The 24,759-nt window shown below is 67.1% G+C and carries 30 protein-coding genes; 15 read left to right on the forward strand and 15 right to left on the reverse strand.

What is annotated here, in order from left to right; translation table 11 throughout:
• Positions 1–177: 177 nt before the first annotated feature.
• Positions 178–1,584, reverse strand: coding sequence for a selenium-binding protein SBP56-related protein (locus ACYVKL_RS24590; RefSeq protein ID WP_379173862.1), 1,407 nt, complete (start codon positions 1,582–1,584; stop codon positions 178–180).
• A gap of 202 nt (positions 1,585–1,786) precedes the next feature.
• On the opposite strand from ACYVKL_RS24590, the gene ACYVKL_RS24595 reads away from it, so the two are divergent.
• Complete coding sequence (locus ACYVKL_RS24595) at positions 1,787–2,122, forward strand: hypothetical protein (protein WP_379173860.1); 336 nt, start codon at positions 1,787–1,789, stop codon at positions 2,120–2,122.
• Between the two features lie 137 nt (positions 2,123–2,259).
• On the opposite strand, the gene ACYVKL_RS24600 is transcribed toward ACYVKL_RS24595, so the two are convergent.
• Positions 2,260–2,976 carry an LppP/LprE family lipoprotein gene (locus ACYVKL_RS24600; RefSeq protein WP_379173858.1) on the reverse strand — a complete coding sequence of 239 codons (717 nt, stop codon included), beginning with the start codon at positions 2,974–2,976 and terminating at the stop codon, positions 2,260–2,262.
• 369 nt (positions 2,977–3,345) lie between these two features.
• On the opposite strand from ACYVKL_RS24600, the gene ACYVKL_RS24605 reads away from it, so the two are divergent.
• The gene (locus ACYVKL_RS24605) at positions 3,346–3,957 is read left to right on the forward strand and encodes a TenA family protein (protein ID WP_379173856.1); all 612 of its coding nucleotides are present in this window, start codon (positions 3,346–3,348) and stop codon (positions 3,955–3,957) included.
• Between the two features lie 349 nt (positions 3,958–4,306).
• Entirely contained in the window at positions 4,307–5,317 is a 1,011-nt protein-coding gene (locus ACYVKL_RS24610) for a M48 family metalloprotease (RefSeq protein WP_379173853.1), read from the forward strand.
• Between the two features lie 60 nt (positions 5,318–5,377).
• On the opposite strand, the gene ACYVKL_RS24615 is transcribed toward ACYVKL_RS24610, so the two are convergent.
• Together ACYVKL_RS24615 and ACYVKL_RS24620 are read right to left on the reverse strand one after the other, a co-directional pair.
• A complete protein-coding gene (locus tag ACYVKL_RS24615) occupies positions 5,378–5,785 on the reverse strand; it encodes an SgcJ/EcaC family oxidoreductase (protein WP_213556860.1) in 408 nt (135 codons plus the stop codon).
• Positions 5,786–6,047: 262 nt separating this feature from the next.
• Entirely contained in the window at positions 6,048–6,467 is a 420-nt protein-coding gene (locus tag ACYVKL_RS24620) for a TetR family transcriptional regulator C-terminal domain-containing protein (protein ID WP_379173851.1), read from the reverse strand.
• Between the two features lie 153 nt (positions 6,468–6,620).
• Here ACYVKL_RS24620 and ACYVKL_RS24625 point away from each other — a divergent pair, with 153 nt between their 5' ends.
• The 3 genes from ACYVKL_RS24625 to ACYVKL_RS24635 all read left to right on the forward strand — a co-directional run bounded on the left by ACYVKL_RS24625 (position 6,621) and on the right by ACYVKL_RS24635 (position 8,214).
• Complete coding sequence (locus tag ACYVKL_RS24625) at positions 6,621–7,031, forward strand: hypothetical protein (protein WP_379173849.1); 411 nt, start codon at positions 6,621–6,623, stop codon at positions 7,029–7,031.
• Between the two features lie 137 nt (positions 7,032–7,168).
• Entirely contained in the window at positions 7,169–7,498 is a 330-nt protein-coding gene (locus ACYVKL_RS24630; protein ID WP_379173846.1) for an ArsR/SmtB family transcription factor, read from the forward strand.
• A complete protein-coding gene (locus ACYVKL_RS24635) occupies positions 7,498–8,214 on the forward strand; it encodes a cation efflux transmembrane domain-containing protein (protein ID WP_379173843.1) in 717 nt (238 codons plus the stop codon). Before ACYVKL_RS24630 ends, ACYVKL_RS24635 begins: the two co-directional genes overlap by 1 nt.
• A 207-nt stretch (positions 8,215–8,421) precedes the next feature.
• On the opposite strand, the gene ACYVKL_RS24640 is transcribed toward ACYVKL_RS24635, so the two are convergent.
• The 5 genes from ACYVKL_RS24640 to ACYVKL_RS24660 form a co-directional block, all read right to left on the reverse strand.
• Positions 8,422–8,871 (reverse strand): FAD-binding oxidoreductase, encoded by a 450-nt coding sequence (locus ACYVKL_RS24640; protein ID WP_379173841.1) that lies wholly within the window; start codon positions 8,869–8,871, stop codon positions 8,422–8,424.
• Positions 8,872–8,887: 16 nt separating this feature from the next.
• Positions 8,888–9,949: an alpha/beta hydrolase gene (locus ACYVKL_RS24645; protein WP_379173839.1), complete on the reverse strand. Its 1,062-nt coding sequence runs from the start codon at positions 9,947–9,949 to the stop codon at positions 8,888–8,890.
• A 227-nt stretch (positions 9,950–10,176) separates the two neighbouring features.
• A complete protein-coding gene (locus ACYVKL_RS24650) occupies positions 10,177–10,863 on the reverse strand; it encodes a hypothetical protein (RefSeq protein WP_379173837.1) in 687 nt (228 codons plus the stop codon).
• A 251-nt stretch (positions 10,864–11,114) separates the two neighbouring features.
• Positions 11,115–12,023: an alpha/beta hydrolase gene (locus tag ACYVKL_RS24655; RefSeq protein ID WP_379173834.1), complete on the reverse strand. Its 909-nt coding sequence runs from the start codon at positions 12,021–12,023 to the stop codon at positions 11,115–11,117.
• A complete protein-coding gene (locus ACYVKL_RS24660; protein WP_379173832.1) occupies positions 12,020–13,096 on the reverse strand; it encodes a saccharopine dehydrogenase NADP-binding domain-containing protein in 1,077 nt (358 codons plus the stop codon). The genes ACYVKL_RS24655 and ACYVKL_RS24660 overlap by 4 nt, the downstream gene beginning before the upstream one ends.
• A 63-nt stretch (positions 13,097–13,159) precedes the next feature.
• Here ACYVKL_RS24660 and ACYVKL_RS24665 point away from each other — a divergent pair, with 63 nt between their 5' ends.
• Complete coding sequence (locus ACYVKL_RS24665; protein WP_379173830.1) at positions 13,160–13,768, forward strand: TetR/AcrR family transcriptional regulator; 609 nt, start codon at positions 13,160–13,162, stop codon at positions 13,766–13,768.
• A 125-nt stretch (positions 13,769–13,893) separates the two neighbouring features.
• On the opposite strand, the gene ACYVKL_RS24670 is transcribed toward ACYVKL_RS24665, so the two are convergent.
• Positions 13,894–14,643: a nuclear transport factor 2 family protein gene (locus tag ACYVKL_RS24670; protein WP_379173827.1), complete on the reverse strand. Its 750-nt coding sequence runs from the start codon at positions 14,641–14,643 to the stop codon at positions 13,894–13,896.
• A gap of 49 nt (positions 14,644–14,692) precedes the next feature.
• Between ACYVKL_RS24670 and ACYVKL_RS24675 the strand changes: the two genes are divergently transcribed.
• Positions 14,693–15,292 carry a TetR/AcrR family transcriptional regulator gene (locus ACYVKL_RS24675; protein WP_379173824.1) on the forward strand — a complete coding sequence of 200 codons (600 nt, stop codon included), beginning with the start codon at positions 14,693–14,695 and terminating at the stop codon, positions 15,290–15,292.
• A gap of 10 nt (positions 15,293–15,302) precedes the next feature.
• On the opposite strand, the gene ACYVKL_RS24680 is transcribed toward ACYVKL_RS24675, so the two are convergent.
• The 3 genes from ACYVKL_RS24680 to ACYVKL_RS24690 form a co-directional block, all read right to left on the reverse strand.
• Positions 15,303–16,454 (reverse strand): RNA polymerase sigma factor, encoded by a 1,152-nt coding sequence (locus ACYVKL_RS24680; protein WP_379173822.1) that lies wholly within the window; start codon positions 16,452–16,454, stop codon positions 15,303–15,305.
• Positions 16,451–16,858, reverse strand: coding sequence for a YciI family protein (locus tag ACYVKL_RS24685; RefSeq protein WP_379173819.1), 408 nt, complete (start codon positions 16,856–16,858; stop codon positions 16,451–16,453). The genes ACYVKL_RS24680 and ACYVKL_RS24685 overlap by 4 nt, the downstream gene beginning before the upstream one ends.
• Before the next feature lie 208 nt (positions 16,859–17,066).
• Positions 17,067–17,951, reverse strand: a complete 885-nt coding sequence (locus ACYVKL_RS24690; RefSeq protein WP_379173817.1) for an aminoglycoside phosphotransferase family protein — start codon at positions 17,949–17,951, stop codon at positions 17,067–17,069.
• A gap of 200 nt (positions 17,952–18,151) precedes the next feature.
• Here ACYVKL_RS24690 and ACYVKL_RS24695 point away from each other — a divergent pair, with 200 nt between their 5' ends.
• The 7 genes from ACYVKL_RS24695 (at position 18,152) to ACYVKL_RS24725 (ending at position 23,562) form a co-directional block, all read left to right on the forward strand.
• Positions 18,152–18,424, forward strand: coding sequence for a hypothetical protein (locus tag ACYVKL_RS24695; RefSeq protein ID WP_460772956.1), 273 nt, complete (start codon positions 18,152–18,154; stop codon positions 18,422–18,424).
• Between the two features lie 387 nt (positions 18,425–18,811).
• Complete coding sequence (locus ACYVKL_RS24700) at positions 18,812–19,546, forward strand: SDR family oxidoreductase (protein WP_379173812.1); 735 nt, start codon at positions 18,812–18,814, stop codon at positions 19,544–19,546.
• 101 nt (positions 19,547–19,647) lie between these two features.
• The gene (locus ACYVKL_RS24705) at positions 19,648–20,553 is read left to right on the forward strand and encodes an alpha/beta fold hydrolase (RefSeq protein WP_379173810.1); all 906 of its coding nucleotides are present in this window, start codon (positions 19,648–19,650) and stop codon (positions 20,551–20,553) included.
• A 99-nt stretch (positions 20,554–20,652) separates the two neighbouring features.
• Positions 20,653–21,114 (forward strand): phage tail protein, encoded by a 462-nt coding sequence (locus ACYVKL_RS24710; protein WP_379173809.1) that lies wholly within the window; start codon positions 20,653–20,655, stop codon positions 21,112–21,114.
• 117 nt (positions 21,115–21,231) lie between these two features.
• Positions 21,232–22,170: a trypsin-like serine peptidase gene (locus ACYVKL_RS24715; protein ID WP_379173807.1), complete on the forward strand. Its 939-nt coding sequence runs from the start codon at positions 21,232–21,234 to the stop codon at positions 22,168–22,170.
• Between the two features lie 20 nt (positions 22,171–22,190).
• On the forward strand, positions 22,191–23,237 hold the full coding sequence (locus ACYVKL_RS24720; protein ID WP_379173805.1) for a M4 family metallopeptidase: 1,047 nt from the start codon (positions 22,191–22,193) through the stop codon (positions 23,235–23,237).
• 25 nt (positions 23,238–23,262) lie between these two features.
• Positions 23,263–23,562, forward strand: coding sequence for a protealysin inhibitor emfourin (locus ACYVKL_RS24725; RefSeq protein WP_379173803.1), 300 nt, complete (start codon positions 23,263–23,265; stop codon positions 23,560–23,562).
• Positions 23,563–23,595: 33 nt separating this feature from the next.
• On the opposite strand, the gene ACYVKL_RS24730 is transcribed toward ACYVKL_RS24725, so the two are convergent.
• The gene (locus ACYVKL_RS24730; RefSeq protein ID WP_379173801.1) at positions 23,596–23,859 is read right to left on the reverse strand and encodes a hypothetical protein; all 264 of its coding nucleotides are present in this window, start codon (positions 23,857–23,859) and stop codon (positions 23,596–23,598) included.
• Between the two features lie 102 nt (positions 23,860–23,961).
• The gene (locus ACYVKL_RS24735; protein WP_379173799.1) at positions 23,962–24,735 is read right to left on the reverse strand and encodes a metal-dependent transcriptional regulator; all 774 of its coding nucleotides are present in this window, start codon (positions 24,733–24,735) and stop codon (positions 23,962–23,964) included.
• Between the last annotated feature and the right edge of the window lie 24 nt (positions 24,736–24,759).

Raw genomic sequence — 24,759 nt, forward strand, 5'->3', positions numbered from 1 at the left:
CGGATTCCGCACACCATCAGAAGCACTCGAAGAAGTGTTGCGATGACCGCCTGAGCCCGCAGGCATGAGCGCGCACTCTTGCTCGCTACATCCAGCTTCGAAGCGGCCCGCGCTGGAAACCTCTGCGGCGAGTGAGCCGTGCCCACATCGGGTTGAGTCGTCGGCGGGGCGGTCTAGCTAGCGGTAGCAATAGGAATCGGAGGAGGCGTCACCGCCCTGGAGGCGCACCTGGTGCACCCGCAGACCTCGAAAGTCCTCGTCGTGTGGGAAGAACGACTCGTCGATGGTCATTCCGCCGTTGGGATCGGTGTGCAGCACGGCCATCCAGGCGCCCACCCCATCCGGGTAGAACTGGTCGTCCCACGTGCCGTAGAGCGAATTGGTGAGGTAGACCCGCTGACCGTTACGGCTGATCTCGACCATCTGGGGGCCACCCGCGAGCGGCTGGTTCGGCACGGCCGGGTGGGCGGCGCGGCCCACGATCCCGCCGAGCCGGACGGACGCGGTCTGTTTCGGGCCGGCCGGATCGCGCACGTCGAACTGCTTGAGCTCCCCGGTGCCCCAGCACGAGACGTAGAGGTATGCGTCATCAACCGACAGGTCGATGTCGGTGACCAGCGGCGGCACCGCGCCGAACGGTTTCAGTGCCGGTGGCAGCAGGTCGGGATCAGCCGGCTCGGCCGGGATGGTGATCACCTTGTCGACCGCCCACACACCACCGTCGTGGTGCCAACGCCACACGGAGGCCGACAAATCCTCGGTCGAGATCACCACGCCGACGAAACCCCAGGTGGCGTCCGGATCGTGCGAAGGGCGCAGCTCGAGTGCCATCTGGTTCTGTTCCCCGAGATCGACCCGCTGCTGGTGCCGACCGGCGGTGAGGTCCCAGAAGTGGATCGCGTGGCCGTACTTGTTGGCCAGCAGCAACTCCGGCTGCAACCCGTCCTCGATCATGGACGGAGTGCCCCACTCGCTGCTGATCAGGGTGTTCTGGTTGAGATGCCACCAGGCGTCGTACGCGAGGTATTGCGGCCCGCGTTCGGTCTCCCATTGCCGCAACACATCGAACGTGCCGTGATCGAGCAGCGCGATCCCGCCAGGCCCGTCCGATCCGTCTGCCCCACCGAGGCAGGTCATGAAAACACCGTCCGGCCCGCAGTGCAGCGTGTGCGGGCGGGAGTAGCCGGCCTTGGCCGCGAGCTCGGAGCTGTCCACGATCTTGGAAAGGGTGGGCCGACATGGGTCGGGCTGGGTGTCGAACACGTACAGGTGCGACGAGCGCAGACCCGGCACGATCAGGTAGCGCCGAGCCAGCCCGTCGATGTGGTGGCCCTCGTGCTTCAGCGCGCTGCTGCAGACGTTCCAGCCGAAATGGTGCAGCTCGTTGCCCAGGTGGGGCACCTCGGTCCAGCCCACCACCCTGCCGTAGGTGGCCGAGCCCGGATCCACATCGACTACCGACAGCGCATCCGGCTGCTGTGCCGCCCGGTCGAACGCAACAACGTAGGCGAGCCGCTCCGGTGGCGCGGCAGCCGCCTCCGCTGCGCTCCGATAGAAGGTCGGGTCCAAGTCTGAGTGATCCATTTCCAGCCTCCTTCGTGTCGATAGGCGGAGACTCACGCACGTCGCCCGATCTGGCGGATCCGAGGAGGGGCGACCCGTGTGGTCGCAATGGCGCGGACAGGCACTAACCAGTCTCGGCCTTTCGACGTAGATCCACCAGCTGGTTGGTGCTGCAACCGCGGTCGACGACTGACTCGGTAGCGCCCCGCACTGGCATCTAGGTGTGCCGCACTCTGACCGTGGCCAAGGCTACGAGATTGCAGAACACCCCGCGTTCACCCTTCGCAACCGGCGTCTCGGTCTATTACGGTTCGACCTGGCCAACAGTGCACCCCGCTGCGGGCGTGCGGTCTTCCTCTCCGCTCGCCGGGCAGCCCTCGCGCCCGAAGCGCTGCCCGCAACCTACATCCACACCGCACACGATGGACTGGTCATCGACCTCACCGGTGACGGCACGCAATCCCCGGCCATCGAGACGATCCTCGAAGCGAACATCCGACTACGTGCCGCCGGGGCAATGGAAGAGCTCCCGATCCCGTTCGATCGCGCCACGTTCTGACACCGCGTTCGCGTTCGCGCTGTTGCTGGGCGGCCATGGGGTTGAGCGGAATGCGCCGCCGCCACTGGATGATTCCGTTCCTGACGCCAGCCGACCCATCGGGACGGGGTCGGCCCGCCCGAGCATCGGCCCGACACTCAGTTGCTCGGCGGGAACTCCCCCTTCGCCACCACCTTGCCGCCCGAGAGCGTGAAGGTCACCACGCTGGGGCCGCCACTCGGGCAGCACAGGGCGTCACTGGATTTCGCCCACTTGTACTGCACCGAGACGGTATTCGCGGTCTTGCCGATGACCTTGGTGTAGCCGTAGGGGCTGGAGGTCGCGGTACCGAGGTAGGTGCCGTTGGTGAAGAACAGGACATGGGTGTACGGGTGAATATTGCCCGATTCCACCGTCATCCACGACAGTACGCCCTCGCAGCCCGCCGAAATCGGGTCTTCGCTCGCGTATGGATTGCCCCACGCGCCGGTCGAGGACGGGGCGAGGCTCTTGATCGCCGAATTGGCGAGCCCGGAATTGAGGTCGAAGCACATTCCGTGGCCGCTGCCGTTGGGTGCCGGATTCGTGGTCACCGGCACGATCGTGGCCTGCGGTGTGTCGGGCGCGGCACCGGTGGCGGGTGCGGCCTGCGGCGAATTGGCTTCGCCCGCAGCGGGATCGCCGCCCTGGAGGTTGGGGGTCTGAACTGGCGGCGGAGCCGACTGGTCGCCCTGCGCCGGCGCGGTCGTCCCCGGCGATGCGGCGACTGTCGTGCTCACCGTTCCCGTCTGGGTCGACGAGCTGCCGGAGCATCCGCTCGCGGCCGCCACCAGGGCGGTGGCGAACACGGCGAACAGCACTGGTCTGGCCTTCATATTTCTCCTCGCATCGACACCTCATCCCCGACTTCCATCCAAATGGAAGGACATACTGGTCATCGGGTTCAATCAGGCAGTCGTTATCGGAGCGTTCGCGGCGGTGTGCCCCAAAAATCAGGGGCGCGAACGTAATTCGCCCACACCGCCGGTCTGCGGCGGGGTCGGTTCCACCTGGTGGGTGATGCCTGGGCGATTGCGTCGGGGATGGTGCTGCCCGGGAATCCGATCCGGTCGACGATGGGTCGGATGAGGCCCGGGATCCGTGCGAACAGGCCGAGTCGTTTCGGCGCGACGATCAGGTCAGCGCGGCGGACCCGGCGCAACGTCGCCGCCAAAGCGATCAGGTGTGTAAGAGAGACTTCTCGTATGAGTCTTGCAGCACGTCTGGAGCAGCTCGGCCGCCCGCTGGTCGAGGAGCAACTTGCGCATCCGACCGTGGCGGGGATCGCGAAAGGCGACCTCGCCGAGCCGGTGTTCCGCTCCTGGCTGGAACAGGACTACCTGTTCCTGCTCGACTACGTCCGGGTCTTCTCCCGCCTCGCGTGGCAAGCGCCCGCCGCCCACCTCGGCGACCTGGTCGACCTCGCGCACGCCACTTTCCACGACGAAATCTCGCTGCACCGCAGTCTGGCCGCGGAGTTCGGCGCCGACCTCGACGACGCCACCAAAGGCGAGCCGTGCACGAAATACACTGCGTTCCTGCTGGATTCGGCCGCGAACTACGCCGACGGCCTGGCCGCCCTCTACCCCTGCATGTGGGGCTATTCGACACTCGGCGCGATCCTCGCGCAGAACCCTCCCGCCGACCCGCGCTACCAGCGCTGGATCGACACCTACGCCGACCCCGGCTTCGCGGCCCTCACCGCCCGCTGCGCCCAGATGCTCGACGAAGCCGGCGGCGACAACGCGGAGGAGCTGTTCCTGACCGGCATGCGCCACGAACTCGCGTTCTGGGATGTGCCGGTCATCCGCGGATGAACCGGTAGGTTGTCCGTCGACTTCCCGGCTGAGAGAGCTTCATGGGGTCACACCCACGTCTCTCCATCACTGGAAGACGCGCTGATCCGCCGCTGGCCGGTTCGGTCAGCGCGGGCGCGGCAGTTCCGGAAGTATCGCCACCCGTACATCGAGTTGTCGGACATCTGAATTGGGTGTTCGACCACCGCATCGATTGGGAAACCGCTTCCGCCCTTCGAAGTTGGGGCTACGCGACCCTGTCGCCGCGTTTGTATCGTGAAGCGACCGCGCAGGAGAACACAGCCTCGCCCGCACGAAGGGCTGACCCGCCATGTCTCTCGAATCACCTTCGGGCGCAACCAGGTACCGGTTGACTGGCCGTGCCCGCATCGAAGCCCGACTACTGCCGCTGCTGCGCCTGCTGCTGGCCGTGCCCTGGGCGGTCGCGACCGTGGTGATGCTCCGGAGTCTGAGCGCCTGGGCCGGGCGCTGGGCGACGATCAGCGTGATAGTGGTCTGGTGTCTGATCAGCAGTTACGCGCTGCTCGACGCACTGATCAGGCCGGACGAGTTGACGATCCGACGACTTGCCATGAAATTTCCCGATATCGCGCCCTACCCACCCGAACGGGTCGAGCCCTCCTTCCAGCTGTGGGCAGCCTCCTGGGCCGTCATGGAGGCCGCGGGCCGACTCGGTGGTGTGGCAGGGGTGGGGATGCCTGACGTGGAGCGGGTCGCCCGGGGTCAGGACTGGCTGCGAATGGTGCTGCGAACCCGCCGCCCTCGGGCAGCGGGTATGGCGCACCCACGCCGTCTTGTCTCAGTGACGATTTCGGCTGTGAACGAACTACCCCCGCTCGAGCTACGGGCAGTGATCGCACATGAATTCGGTCATCAGCTGATCGCCGGCTGGGCCGGCTGGACCGTCAGGATGCTCGAATGCCTGTGCACCGCACCGGTTGCCACCGTCTTCGGCGCGCCGGCCAGAGAACTCATCACCGTGCTGCCCTATCGAAGATCGACCCCGCGGTCCTATCTGAGATCGCCGGAAATCGTTGTGGCGATCCTGGTGCTGATCGTCTACACCGCGTCCTTCTTCGCCCTGTTCGGCGCCCTGCTTCCGACCATCGGCCCGCATCGAGCCGAGGCGCTGGCCATAGTCTGTCTCCTGCAACCCTTCCCGAAAATGTGGGTGAACTGGCGGGAAGAATTCCTGGCCGACCAGGTGGCCGTCGACCTCGGCTACGGTCTCGCCCTGCACGACCACCTAAAGACCGCAGGCAGGAAATACGGCGAACACTTCACCGCCACCCACCCGGGCGCTTTCGTCCGCCGCATGGTGATTAGTCACCGCGCACGGCCCTGGCATTCCCCCACCTAGCCCGGAGTCCGCCGCCACCATCACGCTGCGGGAGACCCGCGGGCAGCCGGTCAACGTGCGTCAGTGGTCGGCGACGGGGGTGTTCTGGCAGAAGGTGAGCAGCCAGCGGCCGTCCTCCTTGGTCATGCCGTAGAGGGGTGAGCCCTGGGCTTGGAGTTCGCCGGCGTGGTTGAAGTACTGCTGGCGGACCTTGACGGCAGCCACGTCGGGCCGGATGAACCGAATGAAGAAGGGCTCGTAGGTGGCGTAGCCGTCCTTGGTCGCGCCGGGCAGCACGGCGCGGGTGAACTCGGAGATCTCGTCCAGCCCGTTGAGGAATTTGCCGCCGCCGGTGGTCCAGATGGCGTCGGGGTGGAACAGGGCGAGGAAGGCATCCGCGTCTTCGGCGCGCTGAGCCTTGGCGACCGCGGCCACGACGGCGTGGATGGCGGCGATGTCTTCGGTCTGATCGAGCTCCGTGGTTGTCATGCAGCCATCTTCGAACCTCGACCCCGCTCGAGGTCAAATGACCAAGATCGACAGCGCGCCCATCCAGAACCCCTCCGCCTGAGCACACGCCGCCCGCTCGGCGGGCTGCCTGCGCAGCGCGTCAGGCCGGGGCGACCGCATTCACCTCGAAGCTATGCAGTGTTCGAGGCGGTATGTAATTGTTTGCACTAACTGGATTTTCGCTTATGAGGCACCTGTCGGAACTGCCTCCAGTGAGGGTCGAAGGTGTGGTCGTCGCGGGTCAGGATTGTTCGATGCCGTATCGGAGAATGTCGAGTGCGGTTGCGACGAGGCCATCGGTATCGCTTGTCGGATTGTTGGTGGCGGCAATGTGTTGGGCAAGTAGGCCGTTCATCATTGCCCACAGGGCAGTCGCCGCTTGGGTGGCGTTGAGTGAGGGCCGGACGGACCCATCGGCGATCCCGTCGCCCAATGCGGTTGCGAGCTTGGTGTTCTGCTCGCTGACGAGGGCTTGGATGCGCTGACGTATGCCGGGGTCTGCCGGCGGTTCGGCGAGCAGCCGGAATTCGTGGGGGTCGCTGCAGTCCTCAGAAGCTGTACCGAAACCAGACTGACATCTCCGGTCGGCGGCCGTCCTGATCGGCGGTTCGACGCTGCTGACTGGTTCCGTCGGCCGGCGCGGGCTCGCCCCCGTGGGCAACTCTCCAGCCAGCCCACGGTGTCAGTGGCCGTGTCAGTCCGCCGTCAGGTCGCTGTCAGCCGCCGCGGACAAAGTACTCCCATCGAACAAAACAGCCCCGGACCGCCAACCGGATCCGGGTCACTGCCACAACAGTTCTCGAAGGAGCACATCATGTCCGCCACCCTCGCCCTGACCGACCAGGACAAGGCCACCATCCGCTCCGCCGCATACGGCGCGATCTCCCTGCTCGTCGCCGCCTCCGACAAGCCGCACAAGGCCGCCACCGCCGGCTCTCTCGCGCTGGGTTCGGCGACCGGGCAGGTCGGGCACGTGCTCAACGCGAAGTCCCGCGACATCCACCTGACCGGCAAGACGGTCGCCGAACTCGCCGACCAGGTGCTGCCCGCCCTCACCGCAGCGGTCACCTTGCTCGATCAGCAGAACCCGGCCGAGGCGGACAACTTCCGCTCCACCATCCTGGTCGCCCTCGAGGCCGCCGCCGCGACGAGCCGCACCGGACAGCCCGGCCCCGTCGTCGCCGAGATGATCCGCAAGGTCACCGTCGCCCTACACGCCGCCTGAGATCGCATCGCCCCGTTGTCCTTTGGAGCTACCGCGCCGACCTGTCCGGTCGGTGCGGCAGGCGGCAACAACGCACGAGGGGCGAGCTCCAACGATTCACTATTTTCTGAATACAGATTTCGATGTACCGTTGGTACGTGGACACCCTGCTGCATCGTGACGCGCTGGCCCGATTCGGGCACGCGCTGTCGGATCCGACCCGGACGCAAATTCTCTTGAGCCTGCGCCGGGCGCCGAGCTACCCCTCCGACCTCGCCGAGCAGATCGGGGTCTCCCGGCAGATTCTGTCCAATCACCTTGCGTGCCTGCGGGGTTGCGGCCTGGTGGTGGCGGTGCCGGAGGGGCGGCGCTCGCGGTACGAGCTGGCCGATGCGCGGATCGGGCGGGCGCTCGAGGACCTGGCCGGGCTGGTGCTGGCCGTCGACCCCGCGTGTTGCCCGGACTCCGCGACCGAGGAGTGCTGCTGATGTCGCAATCGCTCGGTATGCCGTCATTGCCCACCGCGGTGACGGTGGGCCCGTCACCGCAGCGGCGGGCGTTGCTGGCGCGGCGGATTCGATGGTTCGTCGCGGCCACCATCTCCTACAACGTCATCGAGGCGATCATCGCGCTGTCCGAAGGCACGCGCGCATCCTCGACCGCGTTGATCGGGTTCGGTCTGGACTCGGTGATCGAGGTGTCCTCCGCCGCCGCGGTCGCCTGGCAGTTCGCCGGATCCGACCATGAGAAGCGGGAGAAAACCGCGCTGCGGATCATCGCATTCTCCTTCTTCGCGCTGGCCGCCTACGTCTCCGTGGACGCGGTCCGCGGACTGCTCGGGGTGGGGGAGGCCCGGCATTCGCCCATCGGCATCACCCTGGCGGCGGTGAGTCTGGCGGTGATGCCGGTGCTGTCCTGGGCGCAGCGCCGCGCCGGCCGTGAGCTCGGATCCGCTTCGGCGGTGGCCGATTCCAAGCAGACCTTGCTGTGCACCTACTTGTCGGCGGTGCTGCTGGTAGGCCTGATTCTCAACAGTCTGTTCGGCTGGTCCTGGGCCGACCCCATCGCTGCCCTGGTGATCGCGGCCATCGCGGCCAAGGAAGGCGTCAACGCGTGGCGCGGCGACGCCTGCTGCCCCTCGCCGATGGCCCTGAGCTCGAATTCCCCGGCAGCCGAAGACGACTGCTCCTGCTGCGACGACTGACTCGCACGAATACGACAGGGTCAGCCGAGAACCGGGAAGTTGACGCGAATGACGTTGTGCGGATCGCGGTTTCGCTTGATTTCCCGCAACCGCGCCAGGGTGCTCGTATCGAAGGCCGCGGCGGCGGACTCACCGGGAGCGAGGAACGTGTAGGGCTTGGCGCCGGTGATGCTCGGCCCGAGCGCGCCGATGATCTCCTCGAACCGGTCACTGATGGTGCCGACTTGCGAACCAGCCGAACCCGCCGCCGAGGGTATATCCGGTCACACCCACGACCGGGTTGCTTCCGGCCAGCCCGGTGAGCCCGTGCGCGGCCGCGGCGGCCTGCACCTGTCCCCACTTCACGCCGCTGCCGACCCGCGCCACGCGCTGCTCGGCGTCGATGTCGATGCTGTTGAAGCGGGTAGTGCGGACCAGGATCGCGTCGTCGATATCGCCGGTCGCGCCGTGCCCGGTCGGCTGGGTAACCACTGCGCGACCCGTCTGCCGGGCGTACTCGAGCACCGCCGCCACATCCAGCGCGTCGGCGACCTCGACAACGGCGGCCACGGACTGCGCGACCGTGGTGTTCCATGGCTGCGCCGCTCGATCGAAATCGGCATCGCCGGGCAGCATCACACCGCCGCGGACCGCGGTGCGCAAGTTCTCGAAAGACATTCTCAATCCTCGTTCGTCATTGTCGTGCGGAGTTGTCCACTGATCGCCGGCGGGTCGATCTATCGCTTTCGGGTGTTGCTCGGCTCGAGGTCGAGGGCGGGACGGACGTGGGTGAGCAGGAGTTCGAGGAAGCGGTCGGCCGGCGGAAGGCCGCGAAGTGGCCGGCGTTCTCGATGAGGGCGAATTCCTTGATCGGGGCGGTGACGTCGTCGAAGAACCGCTTGGCCGATTGTGCCGGGGTGATGACGTCGTGTTCGCCTTGGAAGAGGAAGAACGGGATCGAGAAGTCGGTGCCCTCGGCCCATTCGTCAATCGTGACCGATTGCGGGGCAAGGCATTCGGAGAAGCCCATGGCCTTCATGTAGGTGCGAACTTCGCCGAGGGAGTGCAGCGGTGAGGTCAGCAGCGAGCCCATGACGACCTTCTTGACGGTGTCGAAGGTGAGGGGGTCCGAGCCGACGGTGTACTTGTTGTATTGCGACCACTGCTCCCTGGTCCACGCCGAGCGGTCTGCGCCCATGGCGGTGACAGCGGCGAGGTCCTTGTTCTTGCCGGATTCGTCCAGGCGCCGCAGCAGGCCGCGGTAGGCGGTGTGGTCGCGGCCGCCGTCGCTGATGTTCTGATCGGTGCCGACATAGGCGGAGAACAACTCCGGGTTGCCGCGGGCGACGCGCAGCGCGATGAACGAGCCGAACGAACAGCCCATCAGAACGACCCGGTCGACACCGAGCCGAGAGCGCACGTGCGCGGTGACCTCGAGGGTGTCCGATTCCAGTCGCCGCAGACTCATCTCGCCCTGCCCTGTCGGCCCGGTCCGGCCGAAAGTCTTTCCCGCGCCGCGCATGTCCCAGCGCACGACAGTGAAGTGACGCTCCCATTCGCGGGTGCGCCCGGTGTAGATGAGATTGGAAGCACCCGGGCCGCCGTGGATTTCGAGCAGCACCGGATTGCTGCGGTCCTCACCACGGATCGAGACCCACTGCTCGATCCCGCCGATACGCACGAAGCCGGCTTCGTCGACGCCGTTCTCGGTGGTGATGCGCAGTCGCTGAGCCTGTTTCGAGCCAGGGATCCGCATGATGACTCCTCAAACTGTGTATGCCGTAAACAACGATGTTTAAGGTATAAACAGTTCTAGGTGATGTCAACACGAGACATCCGGAGAAACACTCGAACCTGGCCAGGGTCGATACGTTCGGCCATGGACGCTGCCGCCCAGGCCTGAGCGTGCGACACGTCCTCGGCTGCGGCGCCAGCGGTGCTCAGCGTTCCTTTTCCTATGCCGCCCAAGAGATTCGCAGGACGTCACCAGCTGCCATTGAAGAAGGCCGACAACGAGGTGGTCGAGTGAAGTGCCGCCGAACTGTTCGCCGCCAGCAGGACGATCGATGCCGCCGCCAGGAAGGTGGCGACGATGCCGGACGCGCACAGGACACGTCGTGCCCTGGTGTCGGCGGACCGCGCGAACCGTTTCCATGACACCGCGCCGAGGCCGGCAGCGGTGATTGCCAGAACCGCGGCGATGATCGCCACGGTGAGGTGGTATCGGGCGAAATCGCCGACCATGTCGTCCACGGGTGGCGTGGTACCTGTGGCCCCGGAGAGCTGCTGCCGGATCTGCTCGAACGCGGCACCGAGCTGTGGGTCGTCCGCACTGGACGGCAGCATGGGCAGCAGCGACGAGAACGGCGCCACTGCCCCTTGAATATTCGCGATCACCACCAACAACGCCGCCAGCGCGAAAACACTGACCAGCGCGCCGGCCGCCACCAATCCGGACCGCTGAGCTACGCCGAGTTCACCGCCATGCAAATACGCCTTCCAGAGCAGCGTGGCCACAGCGATGAGCGCGACGAACAGCAGCGCCCCGAACACACCCTTGGCCATGTGATAGCGGAACCAGTAGTCGATGACGCTGCTCAGCCCGGCCGGCCGACTCCCATCCCCGGAATTCCAGTACGCGACAAAGCCATCGCGCAAAGCTCGGCGCAACGTGTGCTGATCGGAGAACCCGGCCGAACCGCTGTCGGCCAGGCGGGCGGGAGCGAGAACGAGGGCGGCAGCGAGAACCACTACGACCGCGGTCAGCATGACCAGCACACGACCAGGAATGATCCTCTCGGATCGCGTCAAACCGGCGGAGCTGACCACACAACGTCCTTCGACTCGAATCCAACAACGTTCCCATTCTGTGCGCGATCCAGCGACCCCGTCATGACCCGCGCGGCTGAGCTGCCCAGCCCTCAGGTGCGGCTGACGGCGTGTCTGGTGAGGAATTCGAGTTCGACGCGGAGCACGTCGGTGTGGTCGAGACCGCCTGCGTAGACGTCGTAGTGCCCGCCGCGGCTGCGGTAGAGCTCGCCGAGAGGGGCGCGTGCGGCGGCCTGGGTGGCAGGTCCGGTGGGGGCCATGGTGTCGGTTTCGGCTACGACCATCAGTAGCGGGCATCGGATCCGGCCGGCTGATCGGACGGGACGGTGGACCGCGATGTCGAGTAGTGATCGTGCGGTGATTCGGTTGGGCCAGGGCTCGCCGTCATCCGGGGCGAGTCGGTGCAGTCCGGTCAGTGCGTCGTCGGTGGCGATCACGCCGACGCTGTCGGGTCCGACGCTGAGCGGCAGATACTTCGGCGGCTTGCCGGCGACGCCACCGAGCGCGTCGGCCACCGCGGTGGCGGTCAGGCGCAGCGCGCGCGGTGCGGGCACGTTTCCCATCCCGGCCGGGCCGTCGACCAGGGGGCATTGGGCGATGGCTCCGGCCAGCGCCGGATCGGAGGCGGCGATATCGAGGATGTGCATGCCGGCGAAGGACGTGCCCCAGATGAACAGGCGATCGTTGTCGAGCGAATCGTGGCGTCGCGCCCAGGCCAGTGCGGTGCGGTAGTCCTCTCGCTGGCGGCGGATGGAGAGGAGTTCGCGCGGGCTGCCGCCTGATCGACCCCAGTGCCGGTAGTCGAAGACGAGGGCGGCAAAGCCGTTGTCGGCGAAGAACTCCGCGAACGGGGCCAACCCGGCGGCTTTGATGCCGCCGATGCCGTGGGCCATCACCACCGTCGGGTGTGGCGCCGGTGACGACGGGAGGTAGAGCCAGCAGTCCAGCTCGGTGTCCGCACCCGCGGGGATACGCACGTGCTCTCGGGTGAAGTCGGTCATCGCGGGTCCTTCACGGCAGTATCGACGGTGATGGTGCCGCCGGCCGCCTGGGCCAGGTCGGCGCCGAACAATGCGGCGGGGGTGAACGCGCCGGGGCGCGCTTCGCCGGCGGCCAGCCGGGTTGCGACCGTGGCGGCGACACGGCTGGTGAACTGGTAGCCCTCGCTGGTCCGCAACCAGGCCTGACGGGTTTCGCCGCCCTCCCATTCCGCGCACGCATACGCCCACGAGGCGTCGCCCGGCGTGCTCGGTGGCGTCAGCTGCCAGCGATCCACAGCTCGAATCACGGTGCGGCGCAACGCATCCACCCGCAGCATCGCGCCCACGATCGGCAACGCGGCCCGAGCCGTACGGCCGGTGGGCAACTCGCTGGAGGTCGCAATCACCTCGCCGGCGCCGGAGGCGCGGAGCGCGGCTTCCAGCTCGCCGGTCGGAACCGCCACCGTGTCACGCGTCGTACCGTCGGGCAGTGGAGTGTGTTGTAGGTGAGCGCCCAGTCGGGTTCGCACGAGCCGACCGTTCCGGTAGACCAGGCCGCCGGTCGCTGCCGCGTCGACCACGCTGGCCAGCACCGCCGGTCCGAGGCCGTCCACGACGGGCATCGCCGCCACCCGCACCCGGGCCGGTGCCGGACGGCCCGCGCACAACTCGTAGACCAGTGCCTCGGTGGCCAGGACACCGAATCCGGCACCGGTGACCAGCGTCGAACCCGCGGCCCGCGCCACCGTATCCAGCTCCAACAGTGAACGCACAGGCTCGAATTCGTTGGCCAGATCCACGTAGTGGCTGCCCGCGGCCACGCAGGCCTGCGCGGTCGGGACCGTCGTCGTACCGAATGGGCCGACCGTGTTGACCACGACATCCGGTCTGTCCGCGGCGATCTGTGCGACCGGGTCGTCGGTGACCAGGGTTCGCGGTGTCGGTCCACCCAGCGCCTCGATCGCCGCGGCGGCCTCGCTCAACCGTTGAGCATTGCGGCCGACCAGCACGATCTGATGTCCGCTCGTACATAACCCGGCACTGATGCTTCGTCCGGCGCGGCCGGTCGCGCCGAGGATCCAGATTTCAACCATGGACATACGCTACGCTCTGTAGCGTATGTCCGACAAGGGGTAATCCGCTACAATCCGTAGCGTATGTCTGAGAAGCGAAAGCCCGCCGGGATGGGCCGCCCCCGTAATGCGGCTCTGGACACCGCCATCACCGCCGCCGTCGAGCAGTTATTGCTGGCAGACGGCTACGGCGCGGTCACCATCGACCGGGTCGCCGCCCTGGCCGGCACCACCCGCACCGCCCTGTACCGCCGCTACCCGGGCCGCGTCGCACTGATCGCCAGCGCCCTCGCCGCCCACTTCGGAACCGACCCGGCGCCCGACACCGGCAACCTGCGCGACGACCTGACCGAACTACAGCGACGGCAGGTCGAGTTCTTCCAAAACCCGGTCGTCGCAGCGGGTATCGCCGGCCTACTGGGCGATCTCGGCAGTGACCCCGAATGGAGCGCACTGTTCCACGAGGGCTTCATGGCTCCTCGCCGCCGGTCCACCGAGGCAATGTTCCAACGTGCCGTCGACCGCGGCGAAATACCCCCGGTCACCCACCCCACCCTCGTCTCCGACATCCTCACCGGCCCACTGCTCCTCCACGTAATGCTGCCCGCCACCGGCCCACTCGACGACACCCTCGTCGCCGCCACCGTCGACTCCGCCCTGCACTTGCTCGGCGCAGGCGTTCGCGACGCGTAATCCACTGCACTGCAGAACATTCGGGCCTCGTCGGCAAGTCATCCGGAGCGCATCGGTCATTGTGGTGTGAGGCGGGGCGGCCACCGCTCGGGGCATCCGTTGTGACGAGGTCGCCCCCGACTTCCTCAGTGCGCGGTACGGCCGAATGTTGTTGCCACGCGGGTTGCAAAGGCTGCGCCGCGCATCAGCCACTTGAAGGAGTTGGTTGACGGGCCCGGCAGCAATCCGGCGGTTTGAACCGCGTCGACCAGGTCGTAGAGGGTTTCACCCTCGTACATGAGGTGGTCGGTGTTGAAGTGGTAGCGGTCGACGGCGGTGCATTGGACGAAAGCGCCGTTGCCGGGAATCGAGACGGCGTCGGCGTCGTAGGGGTGGAGTTTCAGGGGGCCGACGAGGTGGCCGCTTCCGTAGTAGCGGACCACTATTCGGACTTCGCCGGCCGGAGTGATGTCGACGTAGGACTGGCCGGGGATGGGGTCGTAGCGCCAGTCGGGGATGGCGTCGAAGAAGGCGAAGTTGTAGGCCACGAACTCGTCCAGGCCGACGATCGTCGCGCCGAGGGTGGTGACGTCCTTGTAGCGCAGGTCGGGGGTGTAGAGCTCGTGGTTGAAGCTCATGTCGCGGGCTTGCCAACTCCACCAATACTTTTTGGCCCAATCCAGGGTCCAGGCGATGTCGAGGCCGTGCTCGGCATAGAAGGCGATCTTCTGCTCGTATTCGTCGAACCAGGCGGTGGTCATCTTGGTCAGGGCCGCCTCGTCGAGGACTTCGACCGGGGTCGCGCGATTGCTCAGCAGCAGGGGGATCGGTCGGGCCAGGCAGGATTGGGCGAGGGCTTGCTGAAACTGCTGGTCGGTGAACACCGGAACCTCCATCGGGAAGCAGCTGCTTTCTGAAGCAGATGCTTCCTGATAGGGTCGCGGTGTGTCAAGGAGCTACGGCGGACGCAGCACCGACGACCGGGTGGCCGAACGCCGCGCCCGGCTCGTCGACGCGGGCGTCACGATCATCGGGACGGAAGGCGTTGCCGCACTGGGGATGCGAGCGGTGTGCCGGGAGGCCGGACTGAGTCAGAAGTTCTTCTACGAGAGCTTCGGCGACATCGACGAACTGCTGTACGCGGTCTACGCGGCGACGCTTGCCCAACTCGAGGAAGCGATCGGGCCCGCCGTGGCGGCGCGCGATCTGCCCGCGGTCTACGACGCGGCCGCCCGGCTGATGGAAGCCGATCCGCGGGTCTGCCGGATCCTGCTGATCGAACCTGTCGCCGACGCCCGGCTCCGCCGCCATGTCCGCGACACCATTCCCGTGCTCACCACCGCCGCCTTGGGCGACCTCGTCACCGGATCGGTCGACGACCCTCAGCTGCGAATGCGCTTCTCCGCCTTGTTCGGCGCGCTGATCTCGTTGTTCGTGGAATGGACCGAAGGCAGCCTCGGTGCGGACCGCGACGCCTTCGTGCGCCATGTCTCCACTGTCACAACCCAACTCATCCCCGAACTCCGCATCCCGGTCGATCGCTGACCGGACCGGGTCAGTGGGCCGGTCGGAGCAGCTGCCGTACCCGCGCCGCCTCGCGCGTGAGATGGTCGCGCTCGGGCACATTCGTGGCCACGCGGGCGGCCTCCGCGTACAGGGCGGCGGCCTGATCGAGGTCACCCGCGCGTTCGTGAAGGTAGGCGCGAGCCGCGGCGAGGCGGGGGAGGTCCGGATCCAGGTCGGTCAACGCGGCCAGTCCCGCTCGCGGCCCATCGGCTTCTCCCACTGCCACAGCACGATTCAGTCGCACCACGGGGCTGTCGGTCAGCAGGAGCAGTTCGTCGTACCACTCCACGATCTGCACCCAGTCGGTCTCGGCGGTACTCGGGGCGTCGGCGTGCAGGGCGGCGATCGCCGCCTGGGCCTGGTATTCGCCGAGCCGGTCGCGAGCCAGCGCCGACTGCAGGATCTCTACGCCCTCGGCGATAAGGACTGTGTCCCAACGTGATCGGTCCTGCTCCGCAAGCGGAATCAGGCGACCGTCCGGCCCTGTACGAGACGCGCGGCGCGCATGGTGCAGCAGCATCAACGCGAGCAGACCTGCGGCCTCTGGTTCCTCGGTCGAGGCGGCGAGTTGGCGGGTGAGGCGGATGGCCTCGGCCGCCAGATCCACGTCTCCGCTGTAACCCTCGTTGAACACCAGATAGAGCACTCGCAGCACCGTGTCGAGGTCGCCGGGCTGGTTGAGCGGCACACCGGTGATCCGCTTCTTGGCGCGGCTGATCCGTTGCGCCATAGTCGCTTCCGGTACGAGATAGGCCGCCGCGATCTGCCGAGTGGTGAGGCCCCCAACAGCGCGCAAGGTCAAGGCGACCGCGGACCCGGGCGACAGCGTGGGATGCGCGCACAGGAAATACAGCCACAACGAGTCGTCCGTGGCGGGCACCGGCCCCGTCGCGGGCTCGATCTCGACGGCGAGTTCCCTTCCCCGCCGCGATGTTTCGGCCCGCGTCGCATCGAGAAACTTCCGCCACCCGGCCGCGATCAACCACCCCTTGGCGTCCCGGGGCGGATCATCCGGCCACGTCTCCAACGCCCGAATCAGCGCCTCCTGCACGGCATCCTCCGCCGCGGCGAACTCCGCGCCGCGGCGGACGAGCACCCCGATCACCTCCGGCACCAACTCCCGCAGCAGCGCCTCGTTCACTCGGTCACCGTGGGCGGCGCACCGTAGAACGGCCGCAGCTCCAGCCACTCGTGAATCGGCTTCCTGCCAGCGCCCGGGGCCGCCGACAACTCACCGGCCAGCTCGAGCGCCCGCTCATAGGTGTCGACATCGATGATCATCCACCCGGCGATCAGATCCTTGGTCTCCGCGAACGGCCCATCGGTGACCGGCGGCCGACCCTCCCCGTCCGACCGCACCCACGTCCCCTGCGGGGCCAGCGCCTGCTCACTGACGAACTCCCCGGTCTCCGCCAGGCGCGACGCGAAATCCCGCATGTACTGGATATGCGCCGTCACCTCCTCCGGCGTCCACTGATCCATCGGCACGTCGTTGACCGACGCCGGTGCACCCCGATAGTGCTTGAGCAGCAGATACTTAGCCATGACAAGCTCCTTGGTTCGTTGTGGCCATTCTGGCCGCGTTCCCTGAATTCAGCCCCTCACACCCCTGGGACGGAGCCACCCACCGATTCTCGACATCCCCGCCGACAGAAACTTCCACCCGAAATCCCGACCCGTGTCCGGTCCCAACCAAGTTGATCTTGACCCGCAAAGGGGAGAGTGGTCATCGGCGGCGTCGATCGAGTTTCGGTCAGTTCGACAGGACTCGGTCGAGTGCGGCGTAACCTGCTGGTTCCCAGCTGGGTTTGCCGCCGGGGAGGCCGAGTCTGCCGTTGCGGCCGATGCTGATCAGGCTCAGGGCGCGGAGGATGGCCCAGCCTCGGGCTCGGGTGATGGTGGCTTCGTCGGCGCCGGCGTAGGCGTCGAAGAAGAGGGGTGCGGTGTCGGTGGGGAGGAGGATCCAGGCGGCGGAGAGGTCGGTGGCGGGGTCGCCTGCGCACATGTCGCCGAAGTCGAGGATCCCGGAGAGGATCCCGTGCCGGACGACCGCGTTCGCCGGATGCAAGTCGCCGTGCAGCCACAGCGGGGCGCCCTGCCAGGTAGGTGCCGCGACTGCCTTCGCCCAGAGCTCCCGTGCGGCATCGACTCTCGGATGATCGGCGAGTACCTCGAACTCGCTGTCGACGGCAGCCTGCAAGACGGCCAAGGGGATGCCGCGCGTCGGGTTGGCCGGAGCGTCGGCGGGTGCTGGGACATGAAGTGCCCTGAGGAACTCGGCGAGAATGGTGGCCGAATCGACGGAGGTGATCGGTGCGCGATCGGCAGGCTCACCCTCCACCCACCGCGCGACCGACCAAGGGTGCGCGAACAGGCTCGACGGTTCGCCGAGACGCACCGGGACGGGCGTCGGCAGCGGTAACCGGTTTGCCAGCAAAGGAAGCCACTGCTGCTCCACACGCAGCAGGTCGGGGCCACCCTCGGTGCGTGGCAAGCGCACGGCCAGCTCTCGACCGAGTCGCCACAGCTGATTGTCCCAGCCGCCCTCGACATCTCGGAGCTCTAGATCCGCCAGGTCCGGATGCTGATCTTGCAGCAGTGCGCGCACCAGGCTCTGCTCGAATCTGAATTCTTGCATCGACAGTCTCCCGATCATTCGAGTGGGCGCCGGAATTGGTCTGGGCCAATGGGATTCGCGGAGGGGGGGATGTTGATCTTGTGCGTGTCGGCTCGGCGTGTCTGGGGCGTGTCTGGCGTTACATGGAGGTGGGCGGGTGGGGGATTCTACGCTCGGGGAGCAGATAGATGTTTTGTCATCCTTTGAGGGAGGGGGGCGCTGTGGCTGTCGGGGTTGTGCTCGAATTCGATGGTGTGACGGTTGAGCAGTACGACCGGGTGATGGAGCTGTTGGGGGCGGCGGCGGGTGGGCCGATGCCGGAAGGCGGGCTGTTCGGGTGGGTTATCGCTACCGAGAACGGGATTCGGGTGGCCGAGGTGTGGGAGTCGGTGGAGGCGTTTCGGCGGTTCTCGGCGGAGCGGTTCGGGCCCAAGGCGGGGGAGGTCGGGATCGCTGTCGCTCCGCGGATCAGTTTTCGCGACATCCACTGCTGATCAGGCATGCGATGGTGGCAACGGGGAAGATGACGAGAGGGGTGGCGAAGACGAGATTGGCCGGGTGATCGTCGAATCGCCTGCGGACAGGTACCGGTGTTCTGCCACTTGTCTTCCTGGGATTTGATCCACGCACCGAGCGCCTGCATCATCCACAGCAGGGCACCGGGAATGGCGAGCCCCGCCGCGATCCGTTCGCGGGTCTTGCGGGACCTGGCCCAAACGCTGCGCACCTGTGTCGCCAGCGATTCGTCTGTCATCGAGTCCCCCTCGGGCCTTTCCCTTCGGCACCGACGTTAGCCCGGACCTCGGGTGTTAGGACGAGCCTCATACGCGTTCGGTCGCGCGTCGTGGACCACGGTGCGTGGCGACGGTTGGCTGAATGGCATGACACAGAACGGAATTGGACAGCAGGCCGGACGCGCAGTGGTGGTCGGTGGTGGCTCGGGGATGGGGTTCGCCATCGCCGATGCGCTGCTGGCGGACGGGTACGAGGTGGTGATCGTCGGGCGGTCGGCGGAGCGGCTGGCCGACGCGGTGCGCGAGCTGGGGGAGGGGAAGGTCAGTGCGGTGCAGGCGGATGTCAGTGACGAGGAACAGGTTTCGCGGGTGTTCGAGACCGTGGGGACCGTGGATCATGTGATCAGCACGGCCGCGGATGTGGCGGGCACGTACGGGCCGATCGCGACCTTCGATTTCGAGCACGGGCGCGGGTTCATCGAAACCAAGCTGATCGGGTCGATGCTGCTGGCCAAGCATGCGCGGCTCACCGGGAACGGCTCGCTCACCTTCGTTTCCGGCATCGCCGCGTATCGACCGGCGGCGGGCGGGGCCATGGTGGCGTCGGTCAACGCGGCGCTGGAAGGGCTCGCGCGCGCTCTCGCCGTCGAGTTGGCTCCGATCCGGGTGAACGCCGTGTCGCCGGGCTGGGTGACGACCGGGATCTGGGATCGGATGCCGTGGGACGACAAGGAACAGCGGTTGCAGGCCATGGCCGAGAAACTGCCCGCCCGACGGCTGGGGACACCGGAAGACATTGCGGTGGCGGTGGTTTCGCTGCTCAAGAGCGCCTTCGTCACCGGCACGGTGCTGCACGTGGACGGCGGTCACCGGCTCGCCTGATCTCTTCCCCACTTCAACGTATACCGCGCACGGGTACTTGCCGCAAGCCCCCGTCGGCGATCCATAATCGCTGGTCGTAGCGGTAAAACGGAAGGGGAATCATGAGTGAGCAGACAGCGCGGCGGGTGGGCCCGGCGCGCATCGACATCGCCTACGAGCGATTCGGCGACCCGGCCGACCCGCCGGTGCTGCTGATCATGGGCGGCGCCGCGCAGATGATCCACTGGCCCGAGGAATTCTGCGCCGCGCTCGTCGAACGCGGCCTGCAGGTGATCCGGTTCGACAGTCGCGACGCCGGACGCTCCACGCGCATGTCCGACGCACCCGCACCCGATGTCGCCGCGGCCATGGCCGGAGACACGTCGTCGGCATCCTACAACCTGTCCGACATGGCCGCCGACACCGTCGGCCTGCTCGACGCGCTCGGACTCGACGGCGTGCACCTGGTCGGCCTGTCCATGGGCGGCATGATCGCGCAGACCATCGCCCTCGAATACCCGCGGCGGGTGCTGTCGCTGACCTCCATGTCTTCCACCACGGGCGATCCGACTGTGGGACACCCGAAGCCGGGCGTGCTCGCCGGCGGCGCCTGGCCCGACGATCGCGACAGCTACATCGCCTGGCAGGTCCGCAACGTACGGGCGGTCGGCTCACCCGGCTTCCCCTTCGACGAGGCCGCCGCGGCCGACCGCGCGGGCCGCGCCTACGACCGCGGCGTGGACCAGGCCGCCATGATGCGTCACTTCCTGGCGGTGCTGGCCTCCGAAACCGACCGCACGGCCCGGCTGCGGACCCTGCGCGTGCCCACCCTGGTCCTGCACGGGCTCGACGATCCGATGATCGACGTCAGCGGCGGCCGCGCCACCGCCGCGGCGATCCCTGACGCCCGCCTGGTCACCTACCCGGGACTCGGACACAGCCTGCCCCCGGAGTTGTTCTCCGCCTTCGCCGATGAGATCGCCGGACTCGTGCACGAGGTCGAGAAGGGCGGCCACCGACTCGCGTGATGGAGGTGCCCGCCCCCACCACGCCACGAAGTTAGGATTGCGCACGAATTCGAGAGCCGCGTCCGATCTTCAGCGGACAGACACGTTCAGGAGTTCGACATGTCGTATGCAGTGGACTTCACCGACGTCTCGACCGAAGGCCTGGAGTCGTCTCCGGTCGCACCCGCACTGGCGGGCTTGAGGGCGAACGAAGCCCGCTACTTCAAGAACAAGTACGACCATGTGTTCACGGTCGAACCCGCGAGCAAAGCGAAGAAGACCGTCGCCTGGGTCAGCAAGATCCTCGCCGACGAGCGTCAGATCGTCATCGCCGCGACCCCGCTCGAAGCTACCGAATTCGAGGTCGAGGGCATTCGAATGGCCTACGTGTTCTACCAGGACGGCCTGTCGATCAACGTCATGTACACCCTCGACGACGCCGGAAAACGAGCCGTCGGATTCAAACTCTCGGACGGCATGGAAGTCCCCGAAGAACTCGGCTCGTTCAAATTCGCGCGGCAGAAGTCGAAACTGGCCGGCACCATCCGGGGTTCCTACTTCGTCATCAAAGGCCAGTACTGACGTACAGGTCGGCGCGGCGATTCGAGTAGCCGAGTACTCATGCCCTCCGGTTCGGACCGGCTCACCCTTTAGATGGGCCACATCGGCCCATCCACTACCAACCTCGGGGGTGAGGGAATGAGTACATCACGCGAAAACGATAACTACGTGGTCGGATCCGGCCCGGCCGACACGGCCGGCATCGAAGCCGGCGAAGACTACTGGACACCTGAACGACGAGCCGCCGCCATCCCGGTTCCGCTGCCGCAGGAGCCCGCGGCCGCGCAGGCTCGGCAGACGATCCAACCGAAGCCATCCGGAAAAGCCGGACACACTCCGGCGGGTCACAACGGAACCGCACGCGCACAACGAGATTCGGGCAATGGTGACGCCGACCCGGTGCTGAACCCCCTCGCCTACCCGTACACCACCTGCGGCAAGCTGTTCTTCACCCAGAACGGCGGCAACTTCGCTGGATCAGCGGCGTTCATCGCGCCGAACGTCCTGCTCACCGCCGGCCACTGCGTCTTCGGCAATGGCAACTGGTCCACCAATCTGGCGTTCTTCCCGTCCTATCCCAGTCGCGCCAACACCGACCCGGCCTTCCGCTTCGACTACAACTCGGTCGCGGCCTGGACGGCGTGGACGCAGCGCGGGGACCGCGCCTTCGACTACGGAATGGTCTGGTTCGACAGCGCCCCGGGTAATCGGGTGGGTTGGCTGGGCCTGTTGTGGAACGCCGCCACCGCGGGCCGGCTCTGGGACGCGGTCGGCTATCCCGCGACACCCAGCCCCCCGTTCGACGGCAACAAGATGGACGAGGCCCTGGGCATGGTGCAAACCAGTTCGACGCCCGGCACCATTGGGCTGAGCAATGACAACATGGAGCACGGCAGCAGCGGCGGACCGTGGATCACCGATTTCAACGGCTCGGCGCGCCAATACGCGAACGGGCTCCAGAGTTTTCACATTAACGACGGCGACACGGTGGAGTACGGTCCGTACTTCACCCAGGACGTCAAAGGTTTGCTCGACTGGATCTCCGATCCGGCGCACCGCAGCCTCGTCCGGGCCTGAGCACCAAAGGGGGATACATCATGAAGAGACATTCGCTCGCCTGCATCCTGCCGCCCGACCTGCTGGTCTCGCTGGCTCGGGACGCGACACACGAGCAACGGCTGGCCCTCTTGCAGGCCTTGAACGTGGACAGCTCCTTCCGGCAGGCCCGTGCCGAGACCGCCGCCCGGCTCGTCGCGCCCGTCCGGCTCGCGCTGGCCGCCGCCGGCGGCACGCCGCGCCGCTTCATCTACGACCAACAGCACTCGCAGAGCCCGACTCCGGGCACGCTGGTCCGGCACGAGGGCGACCCGCCGACGGCGGACGCCTCCGTCAACGCGGCGTATGACGGCTTCGGCGCCACCTACTCGCTGTATTGGGATGTGTTCCAACGAGATTCGATCGACGACCAGGGCATGCCGATCGCCGCGCTGGTGCACTACGGCACCGCGTTCGACAATGCGTTCTGGGACGGTCAGGGGCACATGTTCTTCGGCGACGGTGACGGCCGGATCCTGACCGACACCACTCGGGGAATGGATGTGATCGGCCACGAGCTGACCCACGGCGTTACCCAGCACACCGCGAATCTGGTCTACTCGGGCGAGTCGGGCGCGCTGAACGAATCGATCTCCGACGTGTTCGGGTCGCTGGTCAAGCAGTACCACCTCGGCCAGACCGCAGCCCAGGCGGACTGGCTGATCGGCGCCGACATCGTGGGGCCGCTGCTCAAACCCGCACTGCGGTCGATGACGGCGCCGGGCACCGCCAACAAACACGACAATCAGCCGGCGGACATGACCCACTTCGTGCAGACCACATCGGACAACGGGGGCGTCCACACCAACTCCGGAATCCCCAACCGCGCCTTCGCCGTCACCGCCATCACGATCGGCGGATCGGCATGGCTGGCGCCGGGCACGATCTGGTACGAAACCCTCAACGACCCGCGTCTCAAGCCCAACAGCACCTTCGCCGGCTTCGCGGCGCTGACGCTGAAGAACGCGCGCACCCGCTACGGCGCCACGAGCCCCGAGGCGGACGCGGTGCGGGCCGGGTGGGACGCGGTGAAGGTTCCGGTGCAGTGATCGCATCGGGACTACGCTCGTTCCTATGTCGCCGATACGCATCGCCTATCGACGGTCGGGTGGGTTCGCCGGTCTCGACATGACCGCCGAGGTCGATGCCGCCGACCTGCCGCCCGAGGATGCCAGGATCGCGGCGGGGCTGCTCACCGGCGACCCCGCCGGATCGGCCGGGACCGGTGTTCCCGACGGGTTCAGCTACGAGCTCACCGTCACCGACGGAACCCGGACCCGGACGCATCGGTGGAGTCAGCCGTCGGTGCCCGCCGAGGTCTCCCCGCTGCTCGCGACCCTCACCTCCCGGGCGACTCCGGCCGCGCCCGCCTGAGCGCCGTGCCCGGCCGCACCCTCGGTGCGGGAATCACCAGATGCACAGCCCCGGCGTCTGGCCCGACAGCGAATACAGCTGGCAGACCACCAGGGTCGCCACGAAGCTCGGCAGCAGCAGGATCATCCCGGCCACTTCACTGGAACCGGTGAGGGCCGCCGATCCGGTATCGGGCGTGGCGACCGGCGTGGCGACCGCGGTGGTGTTCTCGACCGGCAGCGGTGCGGCAGCAGCCGTGCCCGCCGTACCCAGAGCGATGGCCGCGGCGACCGCGGTAATGGCGAGCGAACGTTTCATGCGCGTCAAGCTATGACAGCGGCGGCAGCGCCGGGAGACCACTGATCATGGGTCTTGCGTCGTGAATCCGTATAGGCCGGAATACTTTTCGGGCGTCGGACGCTAGTGGACTTCGCTGAGCCAGATCGCCTCGGCGGCGATGCTGCCCAGATCGATGGTCCGCTCCTCCACACGCACCGCGATGGTGCCCGCGAAGTCACGCCGCTCCACCACCGCGATCGGGGTGTCCAAAGCGATGCCCAGCGAATCGAAGTAGCGCAGCATCGCCGGATCCGAATCGGAAATCCGTGCCACCCGCCCGGATTCGCCCGCCCCGAAATCACTCAGCTGCCGCGCCGGGGGAGTGGGCACCGCGCCGTCCACCGACGGAATCGGATCGCCGTGCGGATCCCGGTCCGGATGCCCGAGCTTGGCGTCGATGCGTTCCATCAACGTCTCCGACACCGCGTGCTCGAGCACCTCGGCCTCGTCGTGCACCTCGTCCCACCCGTACCCGAGCTCGTTGACCAGGAAGGTCTCGATGAGCCGGTGCCGCCGCACCATGGCGATGGCGGCCCGGCGCCCGTCCTCGGTGAGGGTGATGGCCCCGTAGCGGGCATGCTCGACCAGGCCTTGATCGGCCAGCTTGCGCACCGCTTCCGACACCGTCGACGCCGAGACGCCGATCTTCTCGGCCAGCAGTTTTGTCGACACCTTCTCCTGCGACCACTCCTGCGCGGTCCAGATCACTTTCAGATAGTCCTGGGCGACCGACGACAGCACCGGCGCGACGCTGGACGCACCGCTCGCCGCGAGGGTGGTGGTCCCGTGAAGTTCGGAAGGTGCGGACGGATCGGCCAGCTCGCGGCGGGTGGCGATGTCTCGTTTTCCGGGCACGTACTCGAGCTTAGGCACACCGCG

It is taken from the genome of Nocardia tengchongensis (assembly GCF_054781395.1).